The sequence below is a fragment of the Chryseobacterium sp. 14P4.3.2 genome, from assembly GCF_057799275.1.
The window spans coordinates 1-22,188 of record NZ_JBYOKO010000021.1; the positions used below are offsets into that span (position 1 = coordinate 1).

The following is a 22,188-nucleotide window of genomic DNA, read 5'->3' on the forward strand; positions in this document are numbered from 1 at the left end:
TGTATGGAGGTTGTTGTGGATTATGTACAGAGCCAAAACTTTACACGTTTGTGTTGACTCTATGATTTAATATCCTGTAAACCAGTTGAATATTTTCTCCAGGGTGTGGTTTTTAACATCATTTTTTGTCAGCTGATGAGACCATTCAGCTCTTTTTGAGGTATTTCCTCCTTGACCTTTACTACCATATTCAGCATAATAAGCGGTTTTTTCTTTATCAGGAAACATTTTGTCTCCTTTCCAGGGATTCCAGCCTTCAGGGACGATGTGTTTTCCCATTTCTGTATTGATGAAAATTGTTTTTGCATAAGGTCTCCATGGTCTTCCCAGATACACTTTGGTGACGCCTTCTTTAGCGATCAGCTTACAGTCTAAAAATACAAAGCCATATTTTCTGTCGGCTTCCGTTGCAGCAGCAGTGATATAAGAATCTGCCAGGCTTTTAATGATACAGTTTTTGAAAACAGCCGTTGCCTGTCCAAAAATAAAGTCTGTAGTTCCTTCTATATAACAATTTTCAAAATATTGTCTGCTGTGATTAGTTGCACAATATATAGTGTCCTGACACCCCAAAATATTGGAATTTGTCATGGTAAAACGGTCTCCTTCTACATGAAGGGAAACTGCCTGAGCTTCATTGCATGAGCTGTTTTGTATGGTCAGATTACTGATTTTAATATCATCACCCATCACCAGAACGGTATATGAGTTGAATGTTGTCATTTTCTCATTGAATGTATTAAGTTTTCCCGAGAAATCATTGTTTGTAATGATCGTGTTGTCTTTATTTTCACCTTCCAATGTGATTTTGTGCTTTGAAGAGGGGATGACTACTTTTTCATGGTAAGTCCCTGATTTAATTATAATCAAAGCTTCTGCAGGTCCCAGATCTCTTACCGAATTGATGGCTTTCTGAATACAATTGAAATCACCACTTCCATCCTGAGCAACCGTAATTTTAATATAGGGATCGCTTTCAGCCAGCAGAAACTGAGCTGTTGAAATGAATAGAAGTAAAAGAAATTTTTTCATGCTGTTTATTCTTAATCGTCTTGTAAATTACTTTAAAATTTTGTTTAAAAATTCAACTGTATAATCCAATGTTTCTGTAAACCATGGCTCGGCCGACCAGAAAGAGTGCGGAGAGTCTTTTATTTCGTGAAACTCCGTGGGGATATTGTACGTTTTCAGTTTTTTCATCATGTCATTTCTACCGGCATGATACTTTGGTTGAGAACTGTTAATGAACAGGGTAGGAGGTGTATTTTTATCAATATATTCCAAAGGGGAAGCTTCTGTCCAGTTTTTTAAATTTGTATCTCTGTCACCACCCAGCCAATAGGACGCGTAAGTGCTTTCTTCAGCTTCAGGATGTGTAAAAGAGACAATTCCGTCTACATTAATGATAGCCTTTATTTTATTTCCGGCTTTAACTCCCACCAATGTTGCCATCTGTGCTCCGGCAGACTCTCCTAAAACTACTATTTTCTTTTTATCTAAAGAGTATTTTGCATGGTTTTTCTTCAGCCACTGAATACCGTTTTCAATATCTTCAATTCCCGCAGGGTATTTTGCTGCATCTGCTAAACGGTAGCCTATAGCAATGGCGACAAATCCTTTGGAAGCCAGTTCCATCGCCATATATTTCTCATTTTCTTTGCTTCCGGAAATCCATCCGCCACCGTGAACCATTGCAATTCCCGGATATTTTTTTGATGAATCAAGAGGGTAATAAACATCTGCTTTTAAGGAAAGTCCATTGATGTTGGAATATTCTACATTCTTATCAATTTTTATATTCTGTGGAACGGGGCGGTCAATAGGGGTAATGAACGGGTATTTTTTCTTTAATTTTTCAAAGGTGGCTTCGTTGGTGTAAGGAGAAGCATTCGGTCTGCTAGTTTGCCCGAATGCCATCATCCCTACAAAGAAAATAGAAATATAAGTATGTCTTTTATTAAAAATCATTCGCTTGAGGAATTGCTTTTTTGTTCTGAAAGTTGTAAAATGGTAAAGATGCAGGGTTTTATTTTACTGCATTTTTAGATATATCAGTGGCTACAGAAAAAGCATTTTTATCTGCAGTGGCTTCTTTGGGTAAGAGCACAGTTCCTGTTTTACTTCCTGAAATTTTGATGTAAGGCTTGTTAGAGGATTCAAATTTTACAGTTGAAAGATTGATATTCTTACTGTTGTAAACTGTGGCTCCTGTTCCTTCGGTGTATTTCAGGGTTACATTTTTCAATTGGATGCCGTCAGCATCTACGATGGTCAAAGCTTTTTTAGTATCAAATTTTGAATCTTCAATGATAATGTTTTTCAAATTCATTTCTGCTAAACCAACTAAGGTAATCGCTTCGTAAGAATTGACTGCATTGATGTTTTTAAAGTAAATATTTCTGAAAATCGGGGTTTCTTCTGTGACTGGGTAAATTTTTTCAGGTGTTTTGTTTCCTTCCTGTTTCTGTCCGTCCTCTAAAACCGGAGAAGCGCCCTCATAAAACATATTGAAACCGATAGTCTGCGTTGGGATATTAATCATATCAATATTTTTAATATAAATATTTTCAACAATTCCTCCTCTTCCACGGGTAGTTTTAAAACGAAGTCCGATATCCGTCCCGATAAATGTACAGTCGGAAACATGAATATTTCTTGCACCACCGGACATTTCACTTCCTACCACAAATCCTCCATGGCCGTGATAGACAATATTATTTTTAATGATCACATTTTCTGTTGGCATTGCTCTTTTTCTTCCGTCTTCATTTTTTCCTGATTTGATGCAGATTGCATCGTCTCCCACATCGAATGTATTCTCGTAGATCAGTACATTTTTACAGGATTCAAGATCCACACCGTCACCGTTTTGGGAAAACCAAGGATTTCTTACGGTAAGATTTCTTAAAATCACATTGGAACACATCAACGGATGAAGATTCCATGCCGGAGAATTCTGGAAAGTAGGACCATCCAGCAATACTTTGTCGCAACTTACCAGGCTTACCATCACCGGACGCAGGAAATCCTTTACAGTGGTCAGTTCATTTTTGGATATTTTGTCCGGAACATTGAAGTTTGAGCTGCTTTCAAATCCTTTTTTATAACTTTCTGATGGATACCAGTTTTTGCCGTCAGAAGATAATATTCCACCAGATTTGATGATTTCTTTCCATTCGGTTTCTGCTACTTTACTTTTCTTGATAGCTCTCCAGGCATCACCGCTTCCATCAATGACCCCTTTTCCCGTGATGGCAATATTAGAAGCATTTTTAGCTGAAATAGGGGACTGGCAGCGAACGGTATTTACTCCTTCAAAACTTACGTCTACCAGGGGATAGTCATCTTTATCTTTACTGAAAATAAGGAATGCACCTTCTTCTACATGGAGATTGATGTTGCTTTTCAGTTCGATGGGGCCGGTTAGCCACATTCCTCTGGGAACAACCAGTTTTCCGCCACCTTTTTTGCTTAGATCATCAATCGCTTTTTTAAAAGCCAGCGTATTTTTCACATTTCCCCCCGCAACCCCTCCAAATTGTGTGATGGATACGGTGTTGGCAGGAAAAGAAGTTTCGGCAACCTGAGGCATGGTAAACTCAATGTTTTTATAAATATCCAGATTCTGGGCAAATAGTTGTCCGGAAAACATCATTGCTGCGGCTAAGCCGATAATGGTAAGAGACTTCTTCATATTATTTTTTTTGAGTTTTAATTAAATTTTTAAATTCTTTATAAACCAGTGATGCAACTACTTTTGCCCCTTCAGGCTGAAAATGAGTATTGTCTTTCTGTCCTTTTGGATAAGCTTCGTAAAGATTTTCAGGAAGATTCATAAAGTAGTTGTTGGTAGTGCAATCCTGTCCTTTTGAGGTGAAATATTCCATCGATAGTTTATTGAGATCAATGTATGGGACATTCATTTCTTTGGCAATATCAATTGGAGCCTGCCAGTATTCTCCATGTGCATTGTTCAGTTTTCCTTCTTTCCAGGGGTAGTTTCTTGCTACAGGTGTTACTATAACGGGATTTCCTCCTTTTTCTCTTGTCTGGGTAACAAATAGCCTTAGAAATTCTTTATATCCCTGAATGTTTACATAACGTTCAGGATGCTTTTCGGAACTGTCATTATGCCCGAATTGCATGATCACATAATCTTTGGGCTGAAGGTGCTCATAAACGTACCGCCATCTTCCTTCCTGAAAAAATGTACGGGTACTTCTTCCGCCATGGGCCCTGTCAATAACTGCTACGGAATCTGTTGTGATAGCAGGTTTCAGAGAAGCTAGGCTATCTTTCACAAAAAAAGGCTGAAAAACCTGCCCCCAACCTGTAATAGGGTATCTTACTTTCATATAGTTTTTTCCGGGATCGTAATCTCCGGTGTAGTCGGCCATGGTAGAATCTCCGATGAGGTAGATGTGGGTTACTTTTTTATTCGGTTTTACTGTGGCTTTTTGGGCTTTGTCTTGTGACTGGCACGCTGATAACAGGGCTATACTGAATAAAATTGAAGCGGTTTTGTATATTGTTTTCTTCATGATTTTTTTGTTGGTTATCGCAAAAGCGTAAGTGCTTTTTATTCTTTGTCCTGTTTTAAGGCTCAAGAAAATCAAAGATTTTCAGCAGTTTTAGTGGTTTTCAATTTTATTGCAGATGAAATTTTTGCACCTTATAATTGTGCGTATTTTAACGGCTTAGGGGGTTAGCGTTTTCCAGCTTAATTTATTTCTTTGTAATCCTGAACCAGTCAAAATCGGCATAGCCTCCTCGTGGTGCTTTTTCTGTGCTTATGCTGTATAATCCTACCTTTGCTCCGATCCATTTTCCGGGTTTGGCCTGAAAAACGTCGCCTGCCTGTATGAAGTTTTTTCCGTTTTCACTGTAACTAAACTGGCATAACCCGTTGGGTTCATTTACATTGACTTTTAAATAGACTTCGTTGTTTTTTAATTTCGTTTCGAATACAATTTTTTCCTCACCTCCTTTATCCGCTTTTTCTGCTTTTCTCAGCTGTAAATAGTAACCATCCTGTTTGTTTGTAATAACTATGGATTGATGATCCAGCCCCATAATCAGCAATCCTGCGGTTTTTCCTTCTTTGGCATCTTCGGGAGTTAGCTTAACTTTCGTTGATGCAGTGAAATTTGGAGCAGGAAACTTTTGGGTTAACAGATTCGGAACATTCCACAGATTTTTTTCACCTTCCGGAACTTTTACAGAAAATAATCTTAAAAATTGCTGTCCGGGAAGTTTGGACGACCATACGATGTTTTGATTGGCGCTCCATTGCCATTGTAATCCTAATTTTTCACCATCAAACTCATCAGTTTCCGGAGGGGCAGTAACGGGATAGGATTGGCCAACGTTAGGCTTTTTATACGTTAACACAGGCTCGCCAACTCCGTTTTTATTATGATCAATTCCCACGACAGGCCAGTCTTTTTCCCATTTCATAGGCTGTAGATGAACAATTCTTCCACCTGCATCTACATCCTGAAAATGATAGAACCAGTCTTCTCCGGAAGGAGTGTCTACCCAGGCACCCTGATGAGGCCCGTTGATATCCGTTGAGCCTTGCTCCAGTACAATCTTTTCTTCATAAGGACCATAGATATTTTTTGACCGTAATACCAGCTGCCATCCTGTTGCTACGCCTCCTGCCGGAGCAAAAATATAATAATAACCGTTTCTTTTATACATTTTAGGGCCTTCTATTGTAGGATGGGAATCGTGGCCATCAAAGACGTGAGTTCCTTTATCCAGGATTTTTGTTCCTTCAGGATTCATTCGGTTAAGAGTCAGAATACTTTTTATTCCTGCGCGGCTTCCGGCCCAGCCATGAATCAGAAAGGCGTTTCCGTCATCATCCCAAAACGGACAGGAGTCAATTAAGCCTTTTCCTTCCATTAGTAATACCGGTTTCTCCCAGGTTCCTAGCAGATCTTTGGTTTTTACCATATAAATTCCGAAATCCGGATCTCCCCAATAAATGTAAAATTCACCTTTGTGGAATCTGATGCTTGGTGCCCAAACTCCACCGCCTCTTTTTGGAGTGGAAAAATGGTCATCAGGAAGGATATCCTGAATAGCGTAATTGACCAGCTTCCAGTTGATCATATCTTTTGAATGAAGAATAGGCAGCCCCGGAGCTTCATTGAAACTTGAAGCGGTCATATAGTAATCATTGCCAACTCTGATAACATCTGGATCGGAATAATCTGCATACAAAATTGGATTTCTGTAGTTCTTCCCCTGATCAGCAGTCCATACTTCGGAAACATAGTTTTTTTCCTGTGCCTGCAGATAAGTGGAAGCTACTGAAAATGCCGTAATGGAAAGGATATTTAAAATACTTTTTGTCTTCATAGAATCTGATTGACGTTTTATTAAGGCCTTTCTTTATTTCTCAAATTCTAAACTGGCCAGAATAAAAGGACCTGTCCCTTTCGGATCGTTGGAACGGACTTCTTCATTCACGTAATATTCATAAGAGCCACTTCTATAGGGAGTTCCGCCTAAGCCTGCTACGGCACAGCATTTATTTAAACTTACCACCCCGTTTTCATCTACTGTAATCAGGTTTTTGATGATGCCTTTGTAGCCTTTATCTGCGTAAGTTTTGTATGATTTGGGTAAATATCCTTTGTTGACAGATTTGATCATGGTGTATACAAACATGGATGAACCTGTTGCTTCCAGATAATTTCCTTTTTCTCCTCCTTTGTCCAAAACCTGATACCAAAGTCCTGTTTTGTTATCCTGAACTTTGATAACAGCGTCGCAGTAAAATTTTAAATATGAAAGTAACCTGGCCCTTCCCGGATGGTTTTGTGGTAAATAATCCAATACATCTACCATCGCCATTCCGTACCAGCCCATCGCTCTTGACCAGAAATTGGGAGAAAGTCCTGTTTCTTTGTTGGCCCACTGTTGTTCTCTGCTTTCATCCCAGGCATGATATAAAAGTCCGGTTTTTTTGTCCAGCAAATGCTTTTGAATTAAGTCAAATTGATTGATAATATCATTAAATGCCTTTTCAGCGGCTTCTCCTTTTGAAAAATATTGGGTGTAGTGGGCGTAGAAAGGTTCGGCCATATACAAACCATCCAGCCACATCTGATTGGGATAGATTTTCTTGTGCCAGAATCCACCTTCTGAGGTTCTTGGCTGGCCGTTGATCTGGGAGCGCAGGGTTTGTAACGCTTTTAAATATTTATCTTTTTTCTCCTGCTGATAAAGGTAAAGAAGTACATTTCCGCAATTCAGCATATCAATATTATACTTGGAAAGGTCGTAGGAAATGATGTTTCCGTCTTCTTTCACCATCGTTTCACCGAAGGTTGTGATATAGTTGTAATAGTCTTTGTTTCCGGTTTTTTCATACAGTTTTTCTGCACCTTCCAGAACGATAGCGGTAGGGTAGCTCCATTTCGGAGCTTTGTTATAATCCAGCATCCAGGCTTGCGGGAAACGTTTCATCTCGGAAAGAAGCATTCTTTGCGACCAAGGAAGCTGGGCCGAAATTTTACCTTTTACTTCGGACTCTACATTTAGTGAGGCGGTTTGTAAAGTTTTTTGTGCACAGGATAAAAAGAATCCCGAACATACTGCAGCCAATGCATATACTTTGATAGTGTTATTGATAAAGTTCATGATTTTAAACTTTAAAGTTGGTTGTTTTTATCCAGAATATCCAGTTTTTTATCCAGATCCTGATAGAAAGATTCCTCGGTTGTTAAACCATTGGGTTCCTGAGACCAGGCTCCTAAAAAGTAATAGGATACATTCTTTGTCTTTTTGAAAACGATGGTGTGAGTGGATTTCGTTTTGGCATATTTATCGAAATTTTCAAGGGGGTAGAAGACTGCCATTCCCAGGTTGTCTTCTTTTTGGGCAAGGGTCTGCTGTCCATAAGTTGCAATATAGCCCCATTTTTTATTTTTGCTGATTCCCTGTTTTACCGGAATATCTTTAACAGCAACAATTCCGGTGCACAAACCTGAAAGGGTATTGCTCAGATTCAGGTCTACTTTTACAAAACGGTCTTTTGGAAAAATGGTCAGTTTTGACTGTAAATCTATTGCATCGCCCCAGGTTTTCCAACCTTTATAATCGATGACAGCATAAGACTGATCTTTTTCATTGATTACTTTCGCAGTGGTATTTTTTACGATTTTAAAGGTTTCCACATAATCATTCTGTTCATCATATCTGCCGTAAGAGCCGATTCCTATGCTGCGCCCGGATTTTAAAATATCCTGCCCCCACGGTGCATCATGATGATAGGATTCAAAGCCGTCTTGTCCTACTTCCGGCAATACCAAAGCTGTCACTTTTTTTCCGAAAATATCCGTTGCATTTCTCCAGTCCAGATAGAGCCTGTAGCCAATCTGGTTGTTTTCCAGACCGATTCCCTCATACCTGATGTAAGAAGAATGGTCGGTGTGAGAATCGGGGAGAGTAAGTTCCTGAACGTTTTGGAAAGTTCCGCCAACGTATTGATTTCCTTCCCATTTTCCGCCTTTTTTAATGGAAAGTTCTGTGTAGGAAAAGGGAGCTTTAGGATTTCTCTTAATGGTTTCAATCACAGAGGTCTGTGCTGAAAGGGTAGAACTGATAAAAGCTCCTGCAATGACTATTTTAAACAAACTGAATTTCATACTATTTTTTATTATGGGGCGTGCCGATTTTTAATAATGAGTTTTCATGGTTATTAGCTTTGTTCATCGGTTATTTTTTTACAATATCATTCAGATAGACTTTAATATTGTTTTCGTTTTTATCCAATTTCCGTCTATGGCAACTGTAGCTGTTCTTTGGCTGTGTGGATCAGGTTTTCATTATGGTAAGCTCTTTTTTACATTCCAGTTGTCTTTTCCTTTAAGGATGTTGACTGTTGTATATTTTTTTCTTTCTTCTTTGCTTAACTGATGTGACCATGGAACTCTTTGGCTGTTATCAGCACCAGCTCCTCTTGAATTGCTTTCTGCATAGAATGTTGTCTTTTCTGCATCAGGCTTATTCCAATTGTGCCATCCTTCGGGTTTTATTGTTGAATTGATTTCACAATCAATATAAATGGTCTTTGCAAAGGGTCTCCAGGGTCTTCCCAGATATACCGAATGGTCTTTGGCATTACCTGTAATTTTTGAATTGATAAAAATAAATCCAAATTCATGGTCCTTTGGAGTAGAAGCTGCCGTAATATAGCTTGCCGTTTCTTTCGAATAAATAATACAGTTTTCAAAAACAGCGGTTCCTGCCCCGAAGATATAATCGGTAGTTCCTTCTATATAACAGTTTCTAAAATAATTCCTTGAAGGTTTCGTTTTGTCCTGCATATCCTGAACTCCTTTTAGGTATAAAGTGTCCTGATTACCTAGAAATCTGCAGTTTTCAAAGGCGATCCGGTCACCGGAGGTAAGAACGGCAACAGCCTGGCCTACTTTTCCGGAACTGTTTTCAAAAGAGATGTTCTTCGCTGTAAAATCATTGGAGTAGATAAAAACTGTAGATGAGCCCGTTGTTCCGATTTCTTTTCCCTCTGCATTCTTTTTAGAAGCAAAATCATCATAGGTGATCATGGTTTTCTCAGGATTTTCTCCTTCCAGAAAAACAGCACCTTTTGTTTCGGGAATAATGATCTTTTCTTTATAAATTCCGGCTTTTATAAAAATTTTCGTCCTTACGGAAGAACCATTTTCAATAGCATCAACCGCTTGCTGAATCGTTGTGAAATTACCTTTTCCGTCTTTCGAAACTATGATGGTCCTATCATTGGTTTTGAAAGAAAGGAGGCTGAACAGAGCGACCAGAACGATGAGAAACAGATGATTATTTTTTAAGAATAAGGAGGTTTTCATAGAATGACTTTTTGGGTAAAATACAGACTGATCCGCTACAGAGACAGTCTGTATTTTCATATGAATGTTAAACTATCTAATATCCGTAATCCTGAGTAAGGTTATAATTTGAATTGATCACATCCAGTGCAATAGGAAGAAGCTCCTTTTTGTTAGGCTGGAAATAGTAAGCATAACTTTTCACAGGATCTCCACTGATGTAAGGCTGTGTCATGGCCAGTCTCCAGCTGATTTTGGTGTATCCTGAAGGAGTGGCTACACTTTGGTTGGGGCTGTAGAATACATCCGCCTTGCTGATTCCGTTGACATACAGATCCATATCCAGAACATTTTGCTGGGCTGTTCTTGAAGGAACGTAATTTACAACTGTTGAAGCTGGTTTTTTATAGAAAATATACTCGGGAACATTGGCATAAGCTCCGGTTCCGTTCATAAAATCGGTTAGCTTTTGTCTGGTTTCATTAATTTTTGTTTCCAGAAGATTCCAGCGGATCAGGTCATATTTTCTTAATCCTTCCCCTCCGAATTCCAGCAGTCTTTCCTGTACTACATAATTAAAGAAGGCATTTTTTGAAGTGGGAATAGTTCCAACCTGACCTAAGTTTCCTGCATAAGCTCTCTGTCTTACCGCCATTACAGCGTCAATAGCTTCCTGTGAAGGAGAACTGTGCAGTTCATTATCTGCTTCAGCAAACATTAATAAAATATCGGCATATCTTAGTAAAGGCCAGTCGATCCCTAAATTCTGCGAAGTTCCCGTAATGGCGGTCCATGATTTTCTGAACTTTCCGTCATTCCAGTTGATTGAAGTCTGAAGATCCTCCTGCTTTGTGGTACTTACCCTGAAAATAGCCACATTTACATCTCTTCTCAGATCATATTTGCTGAATTCATAGAAATAAGTAGGAATAGCACTGATTCCTCCGGCTGATTTCCAGTCTGTATCGTCATGTCTTAATCCGTTATAATATCCTATTTTAGAATCTGTTCTGGAATTTCCTCCGAACGCACCTACCGCGAAAATAACCTCGTTCGTTGTATCCTGGCTGTTGGTATGCAGTGATCTGAAAAGCCCTTCATAACTAGGATTCAGTTTGTGCTGTCCGGAATTGATGATGTCTTTACATTCATCGTAAGCGATCTGGTAATATTTCTGAGGGTTAGATCCCTGTGCCATCATTTGCGGACTTCTGCGAAGAGAATATCCTGCTCTTGCCAATGCAATTCTTGCTCTTAACCCTTTTACTGCTGCTTTTGACAGTCTTTGAGCAGTTGTTCCTCCCTCGGATTTCCATGGAACTAAGGTTGATGCCTGGGCCAGGTCTTCCAATAATTGATCATAGATGACATCACGGTCTGTTTTAGGAAGATATACAGAAGGCAGGTCGGCAGAAGGAACATCCTGAAAAGGAATATCCCCCCAGTTTTTGATTAAATCATAATAAAAAAGGGCTCTAAGGGTTAAAGCTTCACCCAGATATCGGTCCATCAGCTTTTTATCAGCCGCTGATCCGGTTTGATAAACAGGTGAGATTGGGATGTTCTTGATAATAAGATTGGCTCTTTCAATCCCTGTATAAGTATCAAGGAAAGGCCTCAGTAATTCCGTGTTGGTAGGTACTGCTCCGAAGCAGCTGATTCCTCTTCTGTCATTGGCATTATAATCTCCGGATGTTCTGAAATCGTCTCCCGACTGTGAAAGAATAAGATTCATTCTCTGTCCGTAGGTATTGTCACCCATGGCGCTGTTGTAAACTCCCACGAGTGCAGCAAAAGTATCCGGTGCTGAGTCAAACTGTTGTTTCTCTGTGGTATTGGAAAGATTTTCCACCTCTAAATAATCACTGCAGGAATTTAGCGTGACCACGCAGGCAAGAGATAAGAAAAGGCTTGAAAATTTATTTTTGTTCATAACGTTTGTTTTTAGAAAGTGATGTCTATTCCTGATAAAATAAATCTGCTTCTCGGATAGGCGGAATAATCAACTCCCGGTGTAAGTGGGTTTCTTCTGGTATTGGCTTCCGGATCAAATCCCGAATATCCTGTAATGGTAAATACATTATTAACGGTAGCGTACAATCTCAGGTTTTTAACGCCCATTGCTTCTAAAGATCCTTTTGGTAAGGTGAATCCAATAGTTAGGTTGTTCAGTCTTAAGAAAGAACCGTCTTCAATAGCATAGGAATGCAGGAAGTAAGCTCCGGAAGGCGGAGTCCACATCGTAGTATTGGCATTAAGTGCTGCAAGGGCAGTTGGGTCTGTTACTTTTTGTCCCGCATCATTAAACCATCTCCAGCGGTCTGCCACTTCCGCAAGCATATTATTGTCTTTATACAGATATTGAGTAGAATATTCTACTTTATTGGCATTATATACCTTATTTCCTACGGAGAAATTAAAAAGAAGGCTCATATCCCAGTTCTTATAACGGAAGGTTTGGGTAAATCCACCATAGAATTTAGGCTGTGCATTTCCAAGATCAGTCATATCTTTGCTGTCGATCACACCGTCACCGTTAAGATCTTTAAGCTTTAAATCTCCCGGCTGTACGGCTTTTGCTCCATTAGCTACTGCGGCAGAACTTGCTATTCCGGCCTTTAAAGTATAAGCTTGGGTGGTAACATCATAATTGAAATCGCTCACTTCGTATCTTCCGGCTGTCTCGTAGCCCCAAAAAGTGCCCACCGGTTTTCCCACCTGTACAAGGAAGTCAAATAAGTTATTTTGCCATCCGGAAGGGTAGTAGTAATAGTTCGAACTTGCCGATGCATTACTTCCTAAGCTTTTGATCGTGTTTTTGTTGGAGGAGATATTCGCATCCATCTTCCATGAGAAGTTTTCTTTGCTGATGATAGTGGTCCCTAAAGAGAATTCTATTCCTTTATTTTCACTGCTTCCGGAGTTCTGGTATTGATATTCATAACCTGAAGTCTGAGGGATTTTAGCCAATAATAAAAGGTCTTTCGTATGGGTTTTATAGACATCAAGAGTACCATAAACCCTTCCTTTGAAAAAGCCGAAATCTAAACCTGCATTATAAGAACTTGCTGTTTCCCAGGTTACATTAGGATTAGCCATAATATTCCCTGTAGTAGCACCAGGGGTTACACTGGTCCCGAACGCATATCCGTAATCCGAAGAAGAAGTAAAGAAGGTATCGTATAAAAATGCCCCAATTCTGTTATTTCCGGATTTTCCGTATCCTAAACGAAGCTTAAGCTCATTCACATAATTGTTTTCTTTCAGGAAATTTTCTTCCTTGATCTTCCATGCTAATGAGGCTGCCGGAAAATATCCCCACTGATTGGTTCCTGGTTTAAAAACACTGGAACCATCCGCTCTCATAGATACCGTTGCAATATATTTGTTCTTATAAATATAATTGGCTCTTCCAAAAAACGAAGCCAGACGGTCCACTTCTCTTGCCGTTTTAGGCGCATCCTGAATCATTCCTGATGGAGGAGAAGCCAGCTGTACGTTAGCAAATGCTTCCTGAGCCGAAGCTGATTTCGGGAACCATTTGATATTGAAAGAAGTAGATTCTCCATCCGTTCTTACCGTTTCCTGGCCTGCCAATAAATCTAATTTATGATTTCCCAAAGTTTTTCTGTAGTTCAGGGTATTCGTATTTGTGATTCTTCTTGTTTGGGAATTACTTAAAAATACCACAGGCTGATCATTGTTCTGTCTGGCCAGACTGGTAACAGGACCTGAAAACTGGTTAACGATCTGATCCCTTTGCACGTATCCGATGACACTTCGGAAAGTGAAATCTTTGCTGATCTTATAATCAATCGTTCCGTTAAGCAATAAGTCGTTTCTTCCGCTTTCTTTGATCTCATCATTAGCGAGCAAGACAGGGTTTACAAGATTCGTCTGATCGGCAAATAAAGGATCAAAATCATCCACATCCACAGAAGAACCCCCTTCAAAAGGCTGATATCTTATCGCATTTCTCAAACGGTTGGTGGTCTGCGAACCTGAAGCAGAAGTTCCTGCTCCGTAAATCATCTGACGGCTGTAACGGGCATTTACTCCAATGCTTAGTTTTTTAGACACATCATAATCATACCGGAAATTTGCCATATTCCTTTTAAATCCTGAACCTATCATCACGCCATCCTCTTCTACATTATTTAACGTTAGCGCAAAAGCAGAATTTTCAGATCCTCCGGACATAGAGACATTATGGGTGAAGTTAAAAGCTTCTCTTCCAAAAAGTTTATCCTGCCAGTTAACCTTTTTAACCGATTTATATTTGTCCAGCTGATCAAAAGTACCATAACGGGTGTTAAACGTTTCAATATCTTTTACATCGCCGTTCTTATAGTATTGTTCATATTGATAAAGCACATATTGATAAGGATCCAGTACATCAATTTTGTTCTGAATGCTTCTTACCCCTACAAAACCATTGTAATTGATCGTTGCTTTTCCCTTTTTACGTCCGCCTTTCGTGGTGATCAGCACTACACCGTTCGCGCCCCTCGAGCCGAAAATAGAAGTAGAAGAAGCATCTTTCAGCACTTCAATGGATTCTATTTCCTTTGGAGAAAGTATGCTCAGGGCATTATCCATTTGTATACCGTCTACAATATAGAGGGGGGCATTACTTTGCGTGATGGAGTTTCCTCCGCGTATCACAATATCCACATCTGCGCCGGGAGATCCTTCGCTGAGAGAAACCTGTACTCCGGCAAGCCTTCCCTGGATGGCTTCAGCAGCATTTGTAGAGGGCATATCTCTCAGAGCTTCCCCTTTCACAGAAGAAACAGCATTCGTAACATCTTTTTTAGAAACCTTTGTATAGCCTACCAGAACCACATCATCCAGCTTGGTTTCTTTATCTTTTTTTGTTTCTTTTTCTTGAGCCATGGCAAGGACAGGAAGCAGAAAAACAGTTAAATATAACCACTTTATTGATTGTACTCTTTTATCCATTTTTGTATCCTTATAGTTTTAATTCTTGGTTGAAAGTTTTTTCAATCGTTTTTTGTTGAGGACTGTCAAGTATTCTGCTGATTTTAGTGGCTGCTATGTTTTCAATATTTTTTACGCTTTAGTGCAATCGATTGCGTAATTTTTTGTAAAACATTATTCTGGCTCCTAAACTAATATTATTTTTCAATACACAAAGAAAAAAATATTATTTTTTTATTAATTTACCTGTTTTAATCGGTTTTATTAACAAAATAAATGTTGATAATTATATTGTAAATACTTGTTTTATAGTATTTTGTGTATTTGTTTGCAAGCCTTAAAAAGGTTTTTAAATTAAGAAATTTTTTAATGATTAAGAATTTAAAAACTTAAAAATTACTTAAAATCATCGCAGATTTTACCTCTTAAAAACCCCGAAATTTTGATGTTGGGAGAAATTTTAAATGCTTTTTCTGATTTTTGTCAGCTTTTAAGACGGTCTTTGAATGGTGTATTTTTTCATTTTTAATAATATCCATTAATGGGTATTATTTATTGTGTAAATTGGTTATATTTTTATCAATTCAATACTGATTATTAGATTCATTTTTTTGGCACGATTTTATATTTAAAGATAGGTTTCGTTCAGTTTTTGGTTAAAATAGAATCGCTTTTTTTACAGTTTTTCCAAATAAATCATTTAGTTTTTAAAATTTATTAGTCTGAAAATCAATTACTTTAAAATTTAAATTAATTTTTTGTTAACTAATTAGAGAATAATTATATATTTATCCCACAAGTATTTCTGCAAATTTTAGTGTGATTTTATGCAATCGATTACACTATGTTTAACAGGTTTGAGAAAACCGCAAAAAAGAAAAAGTAAAAAGCAGTATGGCACAATCAGAATTTCGTTACGCCCATCATCCCGAAGATGTGAAAAAGTATACTACAGAAGATCTTAGGAGGGAGTTTCTTATCGATGATTTATTCAATGAAGATCAGGTGAAATTAGTCTATTCTATGTATGACAGGCTTATAGTGGGTGGTATAATGCCTTCGTCCAGAGCTTTGAAGCTGGAGCCTACTGATGATTTGAAAGCTGAAAACTTTCTGGATAGGAGAGAGCTGGGAATTATCAATGTAGGAGGTGTTGGAAAAGTAAATGTAGATGGTAAAGTTTATGAACTTGGAAATAAAGAAGCTTTATACATTGGAAAAGGCGCAAAAGAGCTGATTTTTGAAAGATCCGGTGATGAACAGCCGTATTTCTATATCAATTCTGCCCCTGCACATCATACCTATCCTACGAAAAAGATCACAAAGAACGAAGCTGAAATTGTAGAGCTGGGTGACGAAAAATACGCCAATAAAAGGGTGATCAATAAACTGATTGTAAATTCTGTTCTTGAAACCTGCCAGCTTCAGATGGGAATGACAGAACTTCAGCCTGGAAGTGTCTGGAATACAATGCCTGCCCATACTCATACCCGAAGAATGGAAGCTTATTTCTATTTTGATCTGGAAGAAGGGCAGACAGTAAGCCACTTCATGGGGCAGCCTGATGAAACCCGCCACATTTTTATGACCAACAGACAGGCGGTGCTTTCTCCCGAATGGTCTATTCATTCCGGTGTAGGAACTTCCAATTATACTTTTATCTGGGGGATGGCCGGAGAAAATATGGACTACGGTGATATGGACGGCATCAAAACAAACGAACTAAAGTAATTTTTTCCAATGAATTTATTTGATTTATCCGGCAAAGTAGCCGTTGTTACAGGCGGTACCCATGGATTAGGAATGGCTATGGCTGAAGGTCTTGCTGCTGCAGGAGCTGAATTGGCAATCACCAGTACGACCCCGTCAAAACTAGACCAGGCTTTACAATATTATCATGAAAAAGGATATAATGCAACCGGTTATCTTTTTGATGTAACAGACGAGCTTGAAGCTGCTCAGAAAGTAGCTTTGATGGAAGCTACCCATGGAAAAATAGATATCCTTGTCAATAATGCAGGTATCATCAAACGTGTTCCCGCTATTGATATGGAGGTGGAAGACTTCAGAAAAGTAATCGATGTAGATCTTACCGGACCTTTTATCATGTCGAAATTAGTCGGCAAATATATGATCAAAAGAAAATCGGGAAAGATCATCAATATCTGCTCGATGATGAGTGAGCTGGGTCGTGATAATGTAGTAGCCTACGCTTCTGCAAAAGGCGGTCTTAAAATGCTTACCAAAAATCTGGCAACAGAATGGGCCAAACACAATATCCAGGTGAACGGAATCGGTCCCGGATATTTTGCAACCTCTCAGACAGAACCTATTCGCGTGGATGGGAACCCTTTCAATGATTTTATCATCAGCAGAACTCCGGAAGGAAGATGGGGAAACCCCGAAGACCTTGCTGGAACAGCTATTTTCCTGGCTTCTGAGGCCAGTCAGTTTATCAACGGACAAATTATTTACGTTGATGGCGGAATCCTGGCAACAATCGGAAGACCGGCTAATGAATAACAACAGAATTAGACTAGAATGAAACCTTTTATAACAGATCAATTTTTATTACAAAATAAATACGCTGAAGAACTCTACTTCAGATTCGCAGAAAAACAACCAATCATTGATTATCATAATCATCTGATTCCTAAAGATATTGCAGAAGACACTGTTTTTGAGAATATTTCAAAAGTGTGGATTGCAGGCGACCACTATAAATGGCGGGCCATGCGTACGATGGGAGTAAATGAAAAATTCATCACAGGAGATGCTTCAGACAAAGAAAAATTTGAAGCATGGGCAAAAACAGTTCCTTATACTTTGAGAAATCCTTTGTATCACTGGACTCATTTGGAATTAAAAAGATACTTCGGAATTGATGAACTTTTGTGTGGGGATAATGCATCTGAAATTTATGACAACATCACTGCTCAGCTTCAGACTCCTGAAAAATCAACAAGAGGTCTTCTGAAAATGATGAATGTAGAATCTCTGTGTACAACGGAAGACCCTACAGATGTGTTGAATTACCATCAGGACCTTGCAAAAAGTGACTTCAGCATCAAAGTAAGCACCGCTTTCCGTCCTGACAAAGCTATTTTAATTGAAAATCATAATTTCCCTGATTATATTTCTAAACTGGGCGAATCCGCGGGAATTGAAATCAATTCTTACCAGACGTTATGTGATGCTTTACTTAAAAGAATCGACTATTTCCATGAAAACGGATGCAGACTTTGTGACCACGGTCTGAACAATATTTCTTTCGAAGAGGCTACAGAAGCCGAAGTGAATGCTATTTTCAATGATAAACTGGCAGGAAAAGTAATTGCCGAAAAACAGGTGAATCAGTTCAAAACAGCTATTTTATTATTCCTGGGTGAAGCATATCATCAGTATGGGTGGGTTCAGCAGTTTCATCTGGGTGCATTGAGGAATAACAATGAAAGAATGCACCGAATTCTGGGTCCGGATACAGGCTGGGATTCTATCGGAAACTTTGTTCAGGCTGAAACGTTGTCTAAATTATTAAATACTTTAGATGGAAAAGACAGATTGACGAAAACCATTTTATACAATTTAAACCCTGCCGATAACGAAATTTTTGCCACCATGATCGGGAATTTCAACGACGGCAGCATCAAAGGAAAAGTACAGTTCGGCTCAGGATGGTGGTTTCTCGATCAAAAAGATGGAATGATCAAGCAGATGAATGCTCTTTCCAATATGGGATTAATAAGCTGCTTTGTAGGAATGCTTACCGACTCCAGAAGCTTTCTTTCTTATCCGAGACACGAATATTTCAGAAGAGTATTGTGTAACCTTTTCGGAGAAGAGATGAAAAACGGAGAACTTCCGGATGATATAGAGCTGATCGGGAAAACGATCTCAGACATCTGTTATCACAACGCTAAAAATTATTTTGATTTTTAAAATTCAAATACAATCATTGAATCTGTACATTTAATACATTATGACAGGTAAAATAGTCACATTCGGTGAAGTGATCATGCGTCTTTCCCCACCCGGAAACAGAACCATGAAACAAAGCCACGAAATGGAGTTCTTTTTCGGAGGAACAGAGCTTAATGTAGCGTCTTCATTAGCAGCAATGGGCTGCGAAGTGAAACATATCAGCTGTGTTTCCAATGATTTTGTGGGAGAATCTGCTGTTTCTTTCATCAAAGGCTTTGGAATTGACACGACTTTCATCAGTAAAAATGAACATCCGTTAGGGCTGTATTTTCTGGAAGTGGGTTCATCTGTCCGTGCCAGCAGAATAGCATATAACAGGCTTAACGGATCGTTTGCCAATATTCAGGCTGGCCATGTAGACTGGGAAAAGGTCCTTGAAGATTGCGAATATTTCCACTGGACTGGTATCAGCCCCGGAATTTCTGAAACGGCCTATGAAACATTAAAGCAAGGTCTGAAAACCGCTCAAAAAAAAGGAATTCAGATTACAACAGATCCGGCCTACCGTTCCAACCTTTGGAAATACGGCAGAAATGGGAACGAAGTTTTGAAAGAACTGGTCTCTTACTCTACGATTTTCATGGGTGGAGTGAATGAAATCAATGAAATTCTCGGAACTCAGTTTTCTTCAGATAAAGAAGGTTTCATTGAAGCCTGTAAAGAATTAAAACAACAGATCCCCTCCATTCATAAAATTTTCGATAAAATAAGAATAGGTGTTACAGCGAGTTCTCAGCAGACGCAGGGAAGAGCTTTAGTGGACGGGAATTATTTTGAAACTGAGCTTCTGGAGGTTAACCCTGTAGTCGACAGAATCGGGACCGGAGACGCTTTTGCAGCAGGTCTTATTTATGGTTTGATTCACTTTGATGAGCAAAAGGCATTGAAATTTGCCAATGCAGCCTGCGCTATTAAGCATACCATTCCCGGAGATATCAATTACTCTGGTGTTGAAGATATTATGGAAGTTATGAACGGAAATTCAGGAGGAAGAATAAAAAGATAATTATGGCAAGATTTACCCGTATAGAAGTAGCATTAAAAGCAAAGGAGACAGGAATTGTTCCTGTATTTTACCATGCAGATGCTGAAATAGGCAAGAATATCATAAAGGCTTGTTATGAGGGCGGTGCCCGCGTTTTTGAATTTACCAACAGGGGCGACCTTGCTCATGAAGTTTTCACTGAACTGATAAAATATACCGCAGAAGAACTGCCTGAAATGATTGTAGGAATAGGCTCGGTTGTCGATGCCGGAACCGCTTCACTGTACATTCAGAATGGTGCAAACTTTATTGTAGCTCCGTTATTAAATCCCGAAGTGGCTAAGGTGTGCAACAGAAGAAAAGTAGCATGGATGCCAGGCTGTGGTTCTGTTTCTGAAATTTCTTATGCAGAAGAGCTGGGTGCTGAAATAGTTAAAATATTCCCTGCAACACAGGTTGGAGGACCAGAGTTCATCAAAGCAGTGAAAGGGCCAATGCCATGGACGAATATTATGCCGACAGGCGGGGTGCTTCCCACAAAAGAAAATATTACACAATGGATCTCCGCAGGTGCCTACTGTGTCGGTTTAGGCTCACAGTTATTTGTGAAAAATGAAGAAAGCCAATATGATTACAGAAAAATTACAGAGACAGTTGCCGGTTCCATTCAGATCATTAAAGAATTAAGATAAAGATCCTTACAATTTTAATAAAACCATTAAAGGAATTTGAAAAGGAAGATTCATTGATCTTAAAGCAAAGCTTAACTTCATTATTCCAAATTCCCTAATCAAATCATAATGGTTTAAGAAAATAATAATTCCTGTACTGAAATCAGTATGGATAGGGAGTTTTTTGCTCCTTTTTGTTGTCAAAATCAATAAAAATCAATACTATTAACGATTGATATGAAAAAAGAAATATCCTCGAAACCGAGTAACTTCAGATGGACGATCTGTGTACTTCTTTTCATTGCAACGACCATCAATTATATGGATCGCCAGGTGCTGTCTCTTACCTGGAAAGACTTCATTGCTCCGGAATTTCACTGGAACAATAATGATTATGGAAATATCACCGCATTATTCTCTATTTTCTATGCGGTAAGTATGCTTTTTGCAGGGAAGTTTGTGGACTGGATGGATACCAAAAAAGGATTTCTATGGGCTATCGGAATATGGTCTGTAGGAGCGGTTATTCATGCATTCTGCGGAATCGCGACTTCAGGAGTTCTTACCGGAAACTGGCTGGTAAGTTTTGAAGAGTCCAAAGAAATCATCGGTACGGTAGATAACGCCGGAGCCATTATCAGTACAAGTGTTACCCTCTTTATCTTTGCCCGTTTTGTTCTGGCTGTAGGTGAAGCAGGAAATTTTCCGGCAGCCATCAAAACAACAGCAGAATATTTCCCTAAAAAAGACAGAGCATTGGCAACGAGTATTTTCAATGCCGGAGCAACGGTAGGAGCTTTGGCTGCACCGGTTAGTATTCCTTTTATTGCAAAATCTATGGGCTGGGAGTGGGCATTTATCATCATCGGAGCTTTAGGTTTTGTGTGGATGGGGCTTTGGGTGTTTTATTACAAGAAACCTCATGAACATCACAAAGTGAATGAAAACGAACTGATCTACATTCAGCAGGATCAGGATGATTTCCCGGCTGAAAATGGATCAGGTGCAGAAAAGAGATTTTCTTTCAAAGAATGTTTCAGCTACAGACAGACGTGGGCTTTTGCTTTCGGAAAGTTTATGACAGACGGGATCTGGTGGTTTTTCCTTTTTTGGACACCTGCTTATCTGAGTTCCGTTTATAAAATGGATTCTACTCAAAGTGCATTACCGCTGTTCGTGCTTTACATGATTACTTTACTGTCCATTATCGGAGGCTGGCTTCCTAAATATTTCGTAGAAAAGAAAGGTATGAATGCCTATTCAGGAAGAATGAAAGCAATGCTGATTTTTGCATTTTTCCCGTTACTGGCTTTGTTTGCACAGCCTTTAGGTTCTGTTACCTATTGGATTCCCGTATTGATTATCGGAATTGCAGGAGCAGCTCATCAGGCGTGGTCAGCCAATATTTTCTCCACCGTTGGCGATATGTTTCCTAAAAAAGCGATTGCAACCATTACCGGAATTGGAGGAATGGCAGGAGGAGTAGGTTCTTTTCTTATCAATAAGTCATCCGGGGTATTGTTTGACCATGCCCATAAAGCATGGACAACTGTTGACGGAACACCATTGCTTGAAAAATACCCGCAGTACATCAATGAGCGTCTGCCTGAGAACTTTTTATACAACCTGGAAAAATCCGGTGTGATCATTTCAGATGGAATAGACAAAGGATATATGATCATTTTTTCCATCTGTGCCGTTGCTTACCTGATTGCATGGAGTGTAATGAAAACATTAGTCCCAAAATACAAAGCGATACAATAAC

The 22,188-nt window shown here is 39.1% G+C and carries 16 protein-coding genes; 6 read left to right on the plus strand and 10 right to left on the minus strand.

Translation table 11 applies throughout. The features are described from left to right. Positions 1 to 66 precede the first annotated feature (66 nt). The 10 genes from AC27VX_RS21600 to AC27VX_RS21645 form a co-directional block, all read right to left on the minus strand. Positions 67 to 1,032: a pectinesterase family protein gene (locus AC27VX_RS21600; protein ID WP_488697882.1), complete on the minus strand. Its 966-nt coding sequence runs from the start codon at positions 1,030 to 1,032 to the stop codon at positions 67 to 69. A gap of 27 nt (positions 1,033 to 1,059) precedes the next feature. Next, positions 1,060 to 1,968 carry an alpha/beta hydrolase gene (locus AC27VX_RS21605; RefSeq protein ID WP_488697884.1) on the minus strand — a complete coding sequence of 303 codons (909 nt, stop codon included), beginning with the start codon at positions 1,966 to 1,968 and terminating at the stop codon, positions 1,060 to 1,062. 58 nt (positions 1,969 to 2,026) lie between these two features. Then, a complete protein-coding gene (locus AC27VX_RS21610) occupies positions 2,027 to 3,694 on the minus strand; it encodes a glycoside hydrolase family 28 protein (protein WP_488697886.1) in 1,668 nt (555 codons plus the stop codon). Between the two features lies 1 nt (position 3,695). Beyond that, a complete protein-coding gene (locus tag AC27VX_RS21615; protein ID WP_488697888.1) occupies positions 3,696 to 4,541 on the minus strand; it encodes a rhamnogalacturonan acetylesterase in 846 nt (281 codons plus the stop codon). A gap of 184 nt (positions 4,542 to 4,725) precedes the next feature. Next, the gene (locus AC27VX_RS21620) at positions 4,726 to 6,369 is read right to left on the minus strand and encodes a glycoside hydrolase family 43 protein (RefSeq protein ID WP_488697890.1); all 1,644 of its coding nucleotides are present in this window, start codon (positions 6,367 to 6,369) and stop codon (positions 4,726 to 4,728) included. Positions 6,370 to 6,402: 33 nt separating this feature from the next. Further along, positions 6,403 to 7,656 carry a glycoside hydrolase family 88/105 protein gene (locus AC27VX_RS21625; RefSeq protein WP_488697892.1) on the minus strand — a complete coding sequence of 418 codons (1,254 nt, stop codon included), beginning with the start codon at positions 7,654 to 7,656 and terminating at the stop codon, positions 6,403 to 6,405. A gap of 11 nt (positions 7,657 to 7,667) precedes the next feature. Further along, positions 7,668 to 8,663, minus strand: a complete 996-nt coding sequence (locus AC27VX_RS21630) for a DUF4861 family protein (RefSeq protein WP_488697894.1) — start codon at positions 8,661 to 8,663, stop codon at positions 7,668 to 7,670. 180 nt (positions 8,664 to 8,843) lie between these two features. Beyond that, complete coding sequence (locus tag AC27VX_RS21635; RefSeq protein WP_300686482.1) at positions 8,844 to 9,866, minus strand: pectinesterase family protein; 1,023 nt, start codon at positions 9,864 to 9,866, stop codon at positions 8,844 to 8,846. Positions 9,867 to 9,942: 76 nt separating this feature from the next. Further along, positions 9,943 to 11,778: a RagB/SusD family nutrient uptake outer membrane protein gene (locus AC27VX_RS21640; RefSeq protein ID WP_300686480.1), complete on the minus strand. Its 1,836-nt coding sequence runs from the start codon at positions 11,776 to 11,778 to the stop codon at positions 9,943 to 9,945. 11 nt (positions 11,779 to 11,789) lie between these two features. Continuing rightward, positions 11,790 to 14,807, minus strand: coding sequence for a SusC/RagA family TonB-linked outer membrane protein (locus AC27VX_RS21645; protein WP_488697897.1), 3,018 nt, complete (start codon positions 14,805 to 14,807; stop codon positions 11,790 to 11,792). Between the two features lie 873 nt (positions 14,808 to 15,680). Here AC27VX_RS21645 and kduI point away from each other — a divergent pair. The 6 genes from kduI (at position 15,681) to AC27VX_RS21675 (ending at position 22,187) form a co-directional block, all read left to right on the plus strand. Continuing rightward, on the plus strand, positions 15,681 to 16,517 hold the full coding sequence (kduI, locus tag AC27VX_RS21650) for a 5-dehydro-4-deoxy-D-glucuronate isomerase (protein ID WP_488697899.1): 837 nt from the start codon (positions 15,681 to 15,683) through the stop codon (positions 16,515 to 16,517). A gap of 9 nt (positions 16,518 to 16,526) precedes the next feature. Continuing rightward, a complete protein-coding gene (locus AC27VX_RS21655; protein ID WP_488697901.1) occupies positions 16,527 to 17,309 on the plus strand; it encodes a gluconate 5-dehydrogenase in 783 nt (260 codons plus the stop codon). An 18-nt stretch (positions 17,310 to 17,327) separates the two neighbouring features. Beyond that, positions 17,328 to 18,725: a glucuronate isomerase gene (uxaC, locus tag AC27VX_RS21660; protein WP_488697903.1), complete on the plus strand. Its 1,398-nt coding sequence runs from the start codon at positions 17,328 to 17,330 to the stop codon at positions 18,723 to 18,725. Positions 18,726 to 18,765: 40 nt separating this feature from the next. After that, on the plus strand, positions 18,766 to 19,773 hold the full coding sequence (locus AC27VX_RS21665) for a sugar kinase (protein WP_488697905.1): 1,008 nt from the start codon (positions 18,766 to 18,768) through the stop codon (positions 19,771 to 19,773). A gap of 2 nt (positions 19,774 to 19,775) precedes the next feature. Next, positions 19,776 to 20,444: a bifunctional 4-hydroxy-2-oxoglutarate aldolase/2-dehydro-3-deoxy-phosphogluconate aldolase gene (locus AC27VX_RS21670; protein WP_488697907.1), complete on the plus strand. Its 669-nt coding sequence runs from the start codon at positions 19,776 to 19,778 to the stop codon at positions 20,442 to 20,444. Between the two features lie 216 nt (positions 20,445 to 20,660). Beyond that, entirely contained in the window at positions 20,661 to 22,187 is a 1,527-nt protein-coding gene (locus tag AC27VX_RS21675; RefSeq protein ID WP_300690470.1) for an MFS transporter, read from the plus strand. The last annotated feature ends 1 nt before the right edge of the window (position 22,188 follow it).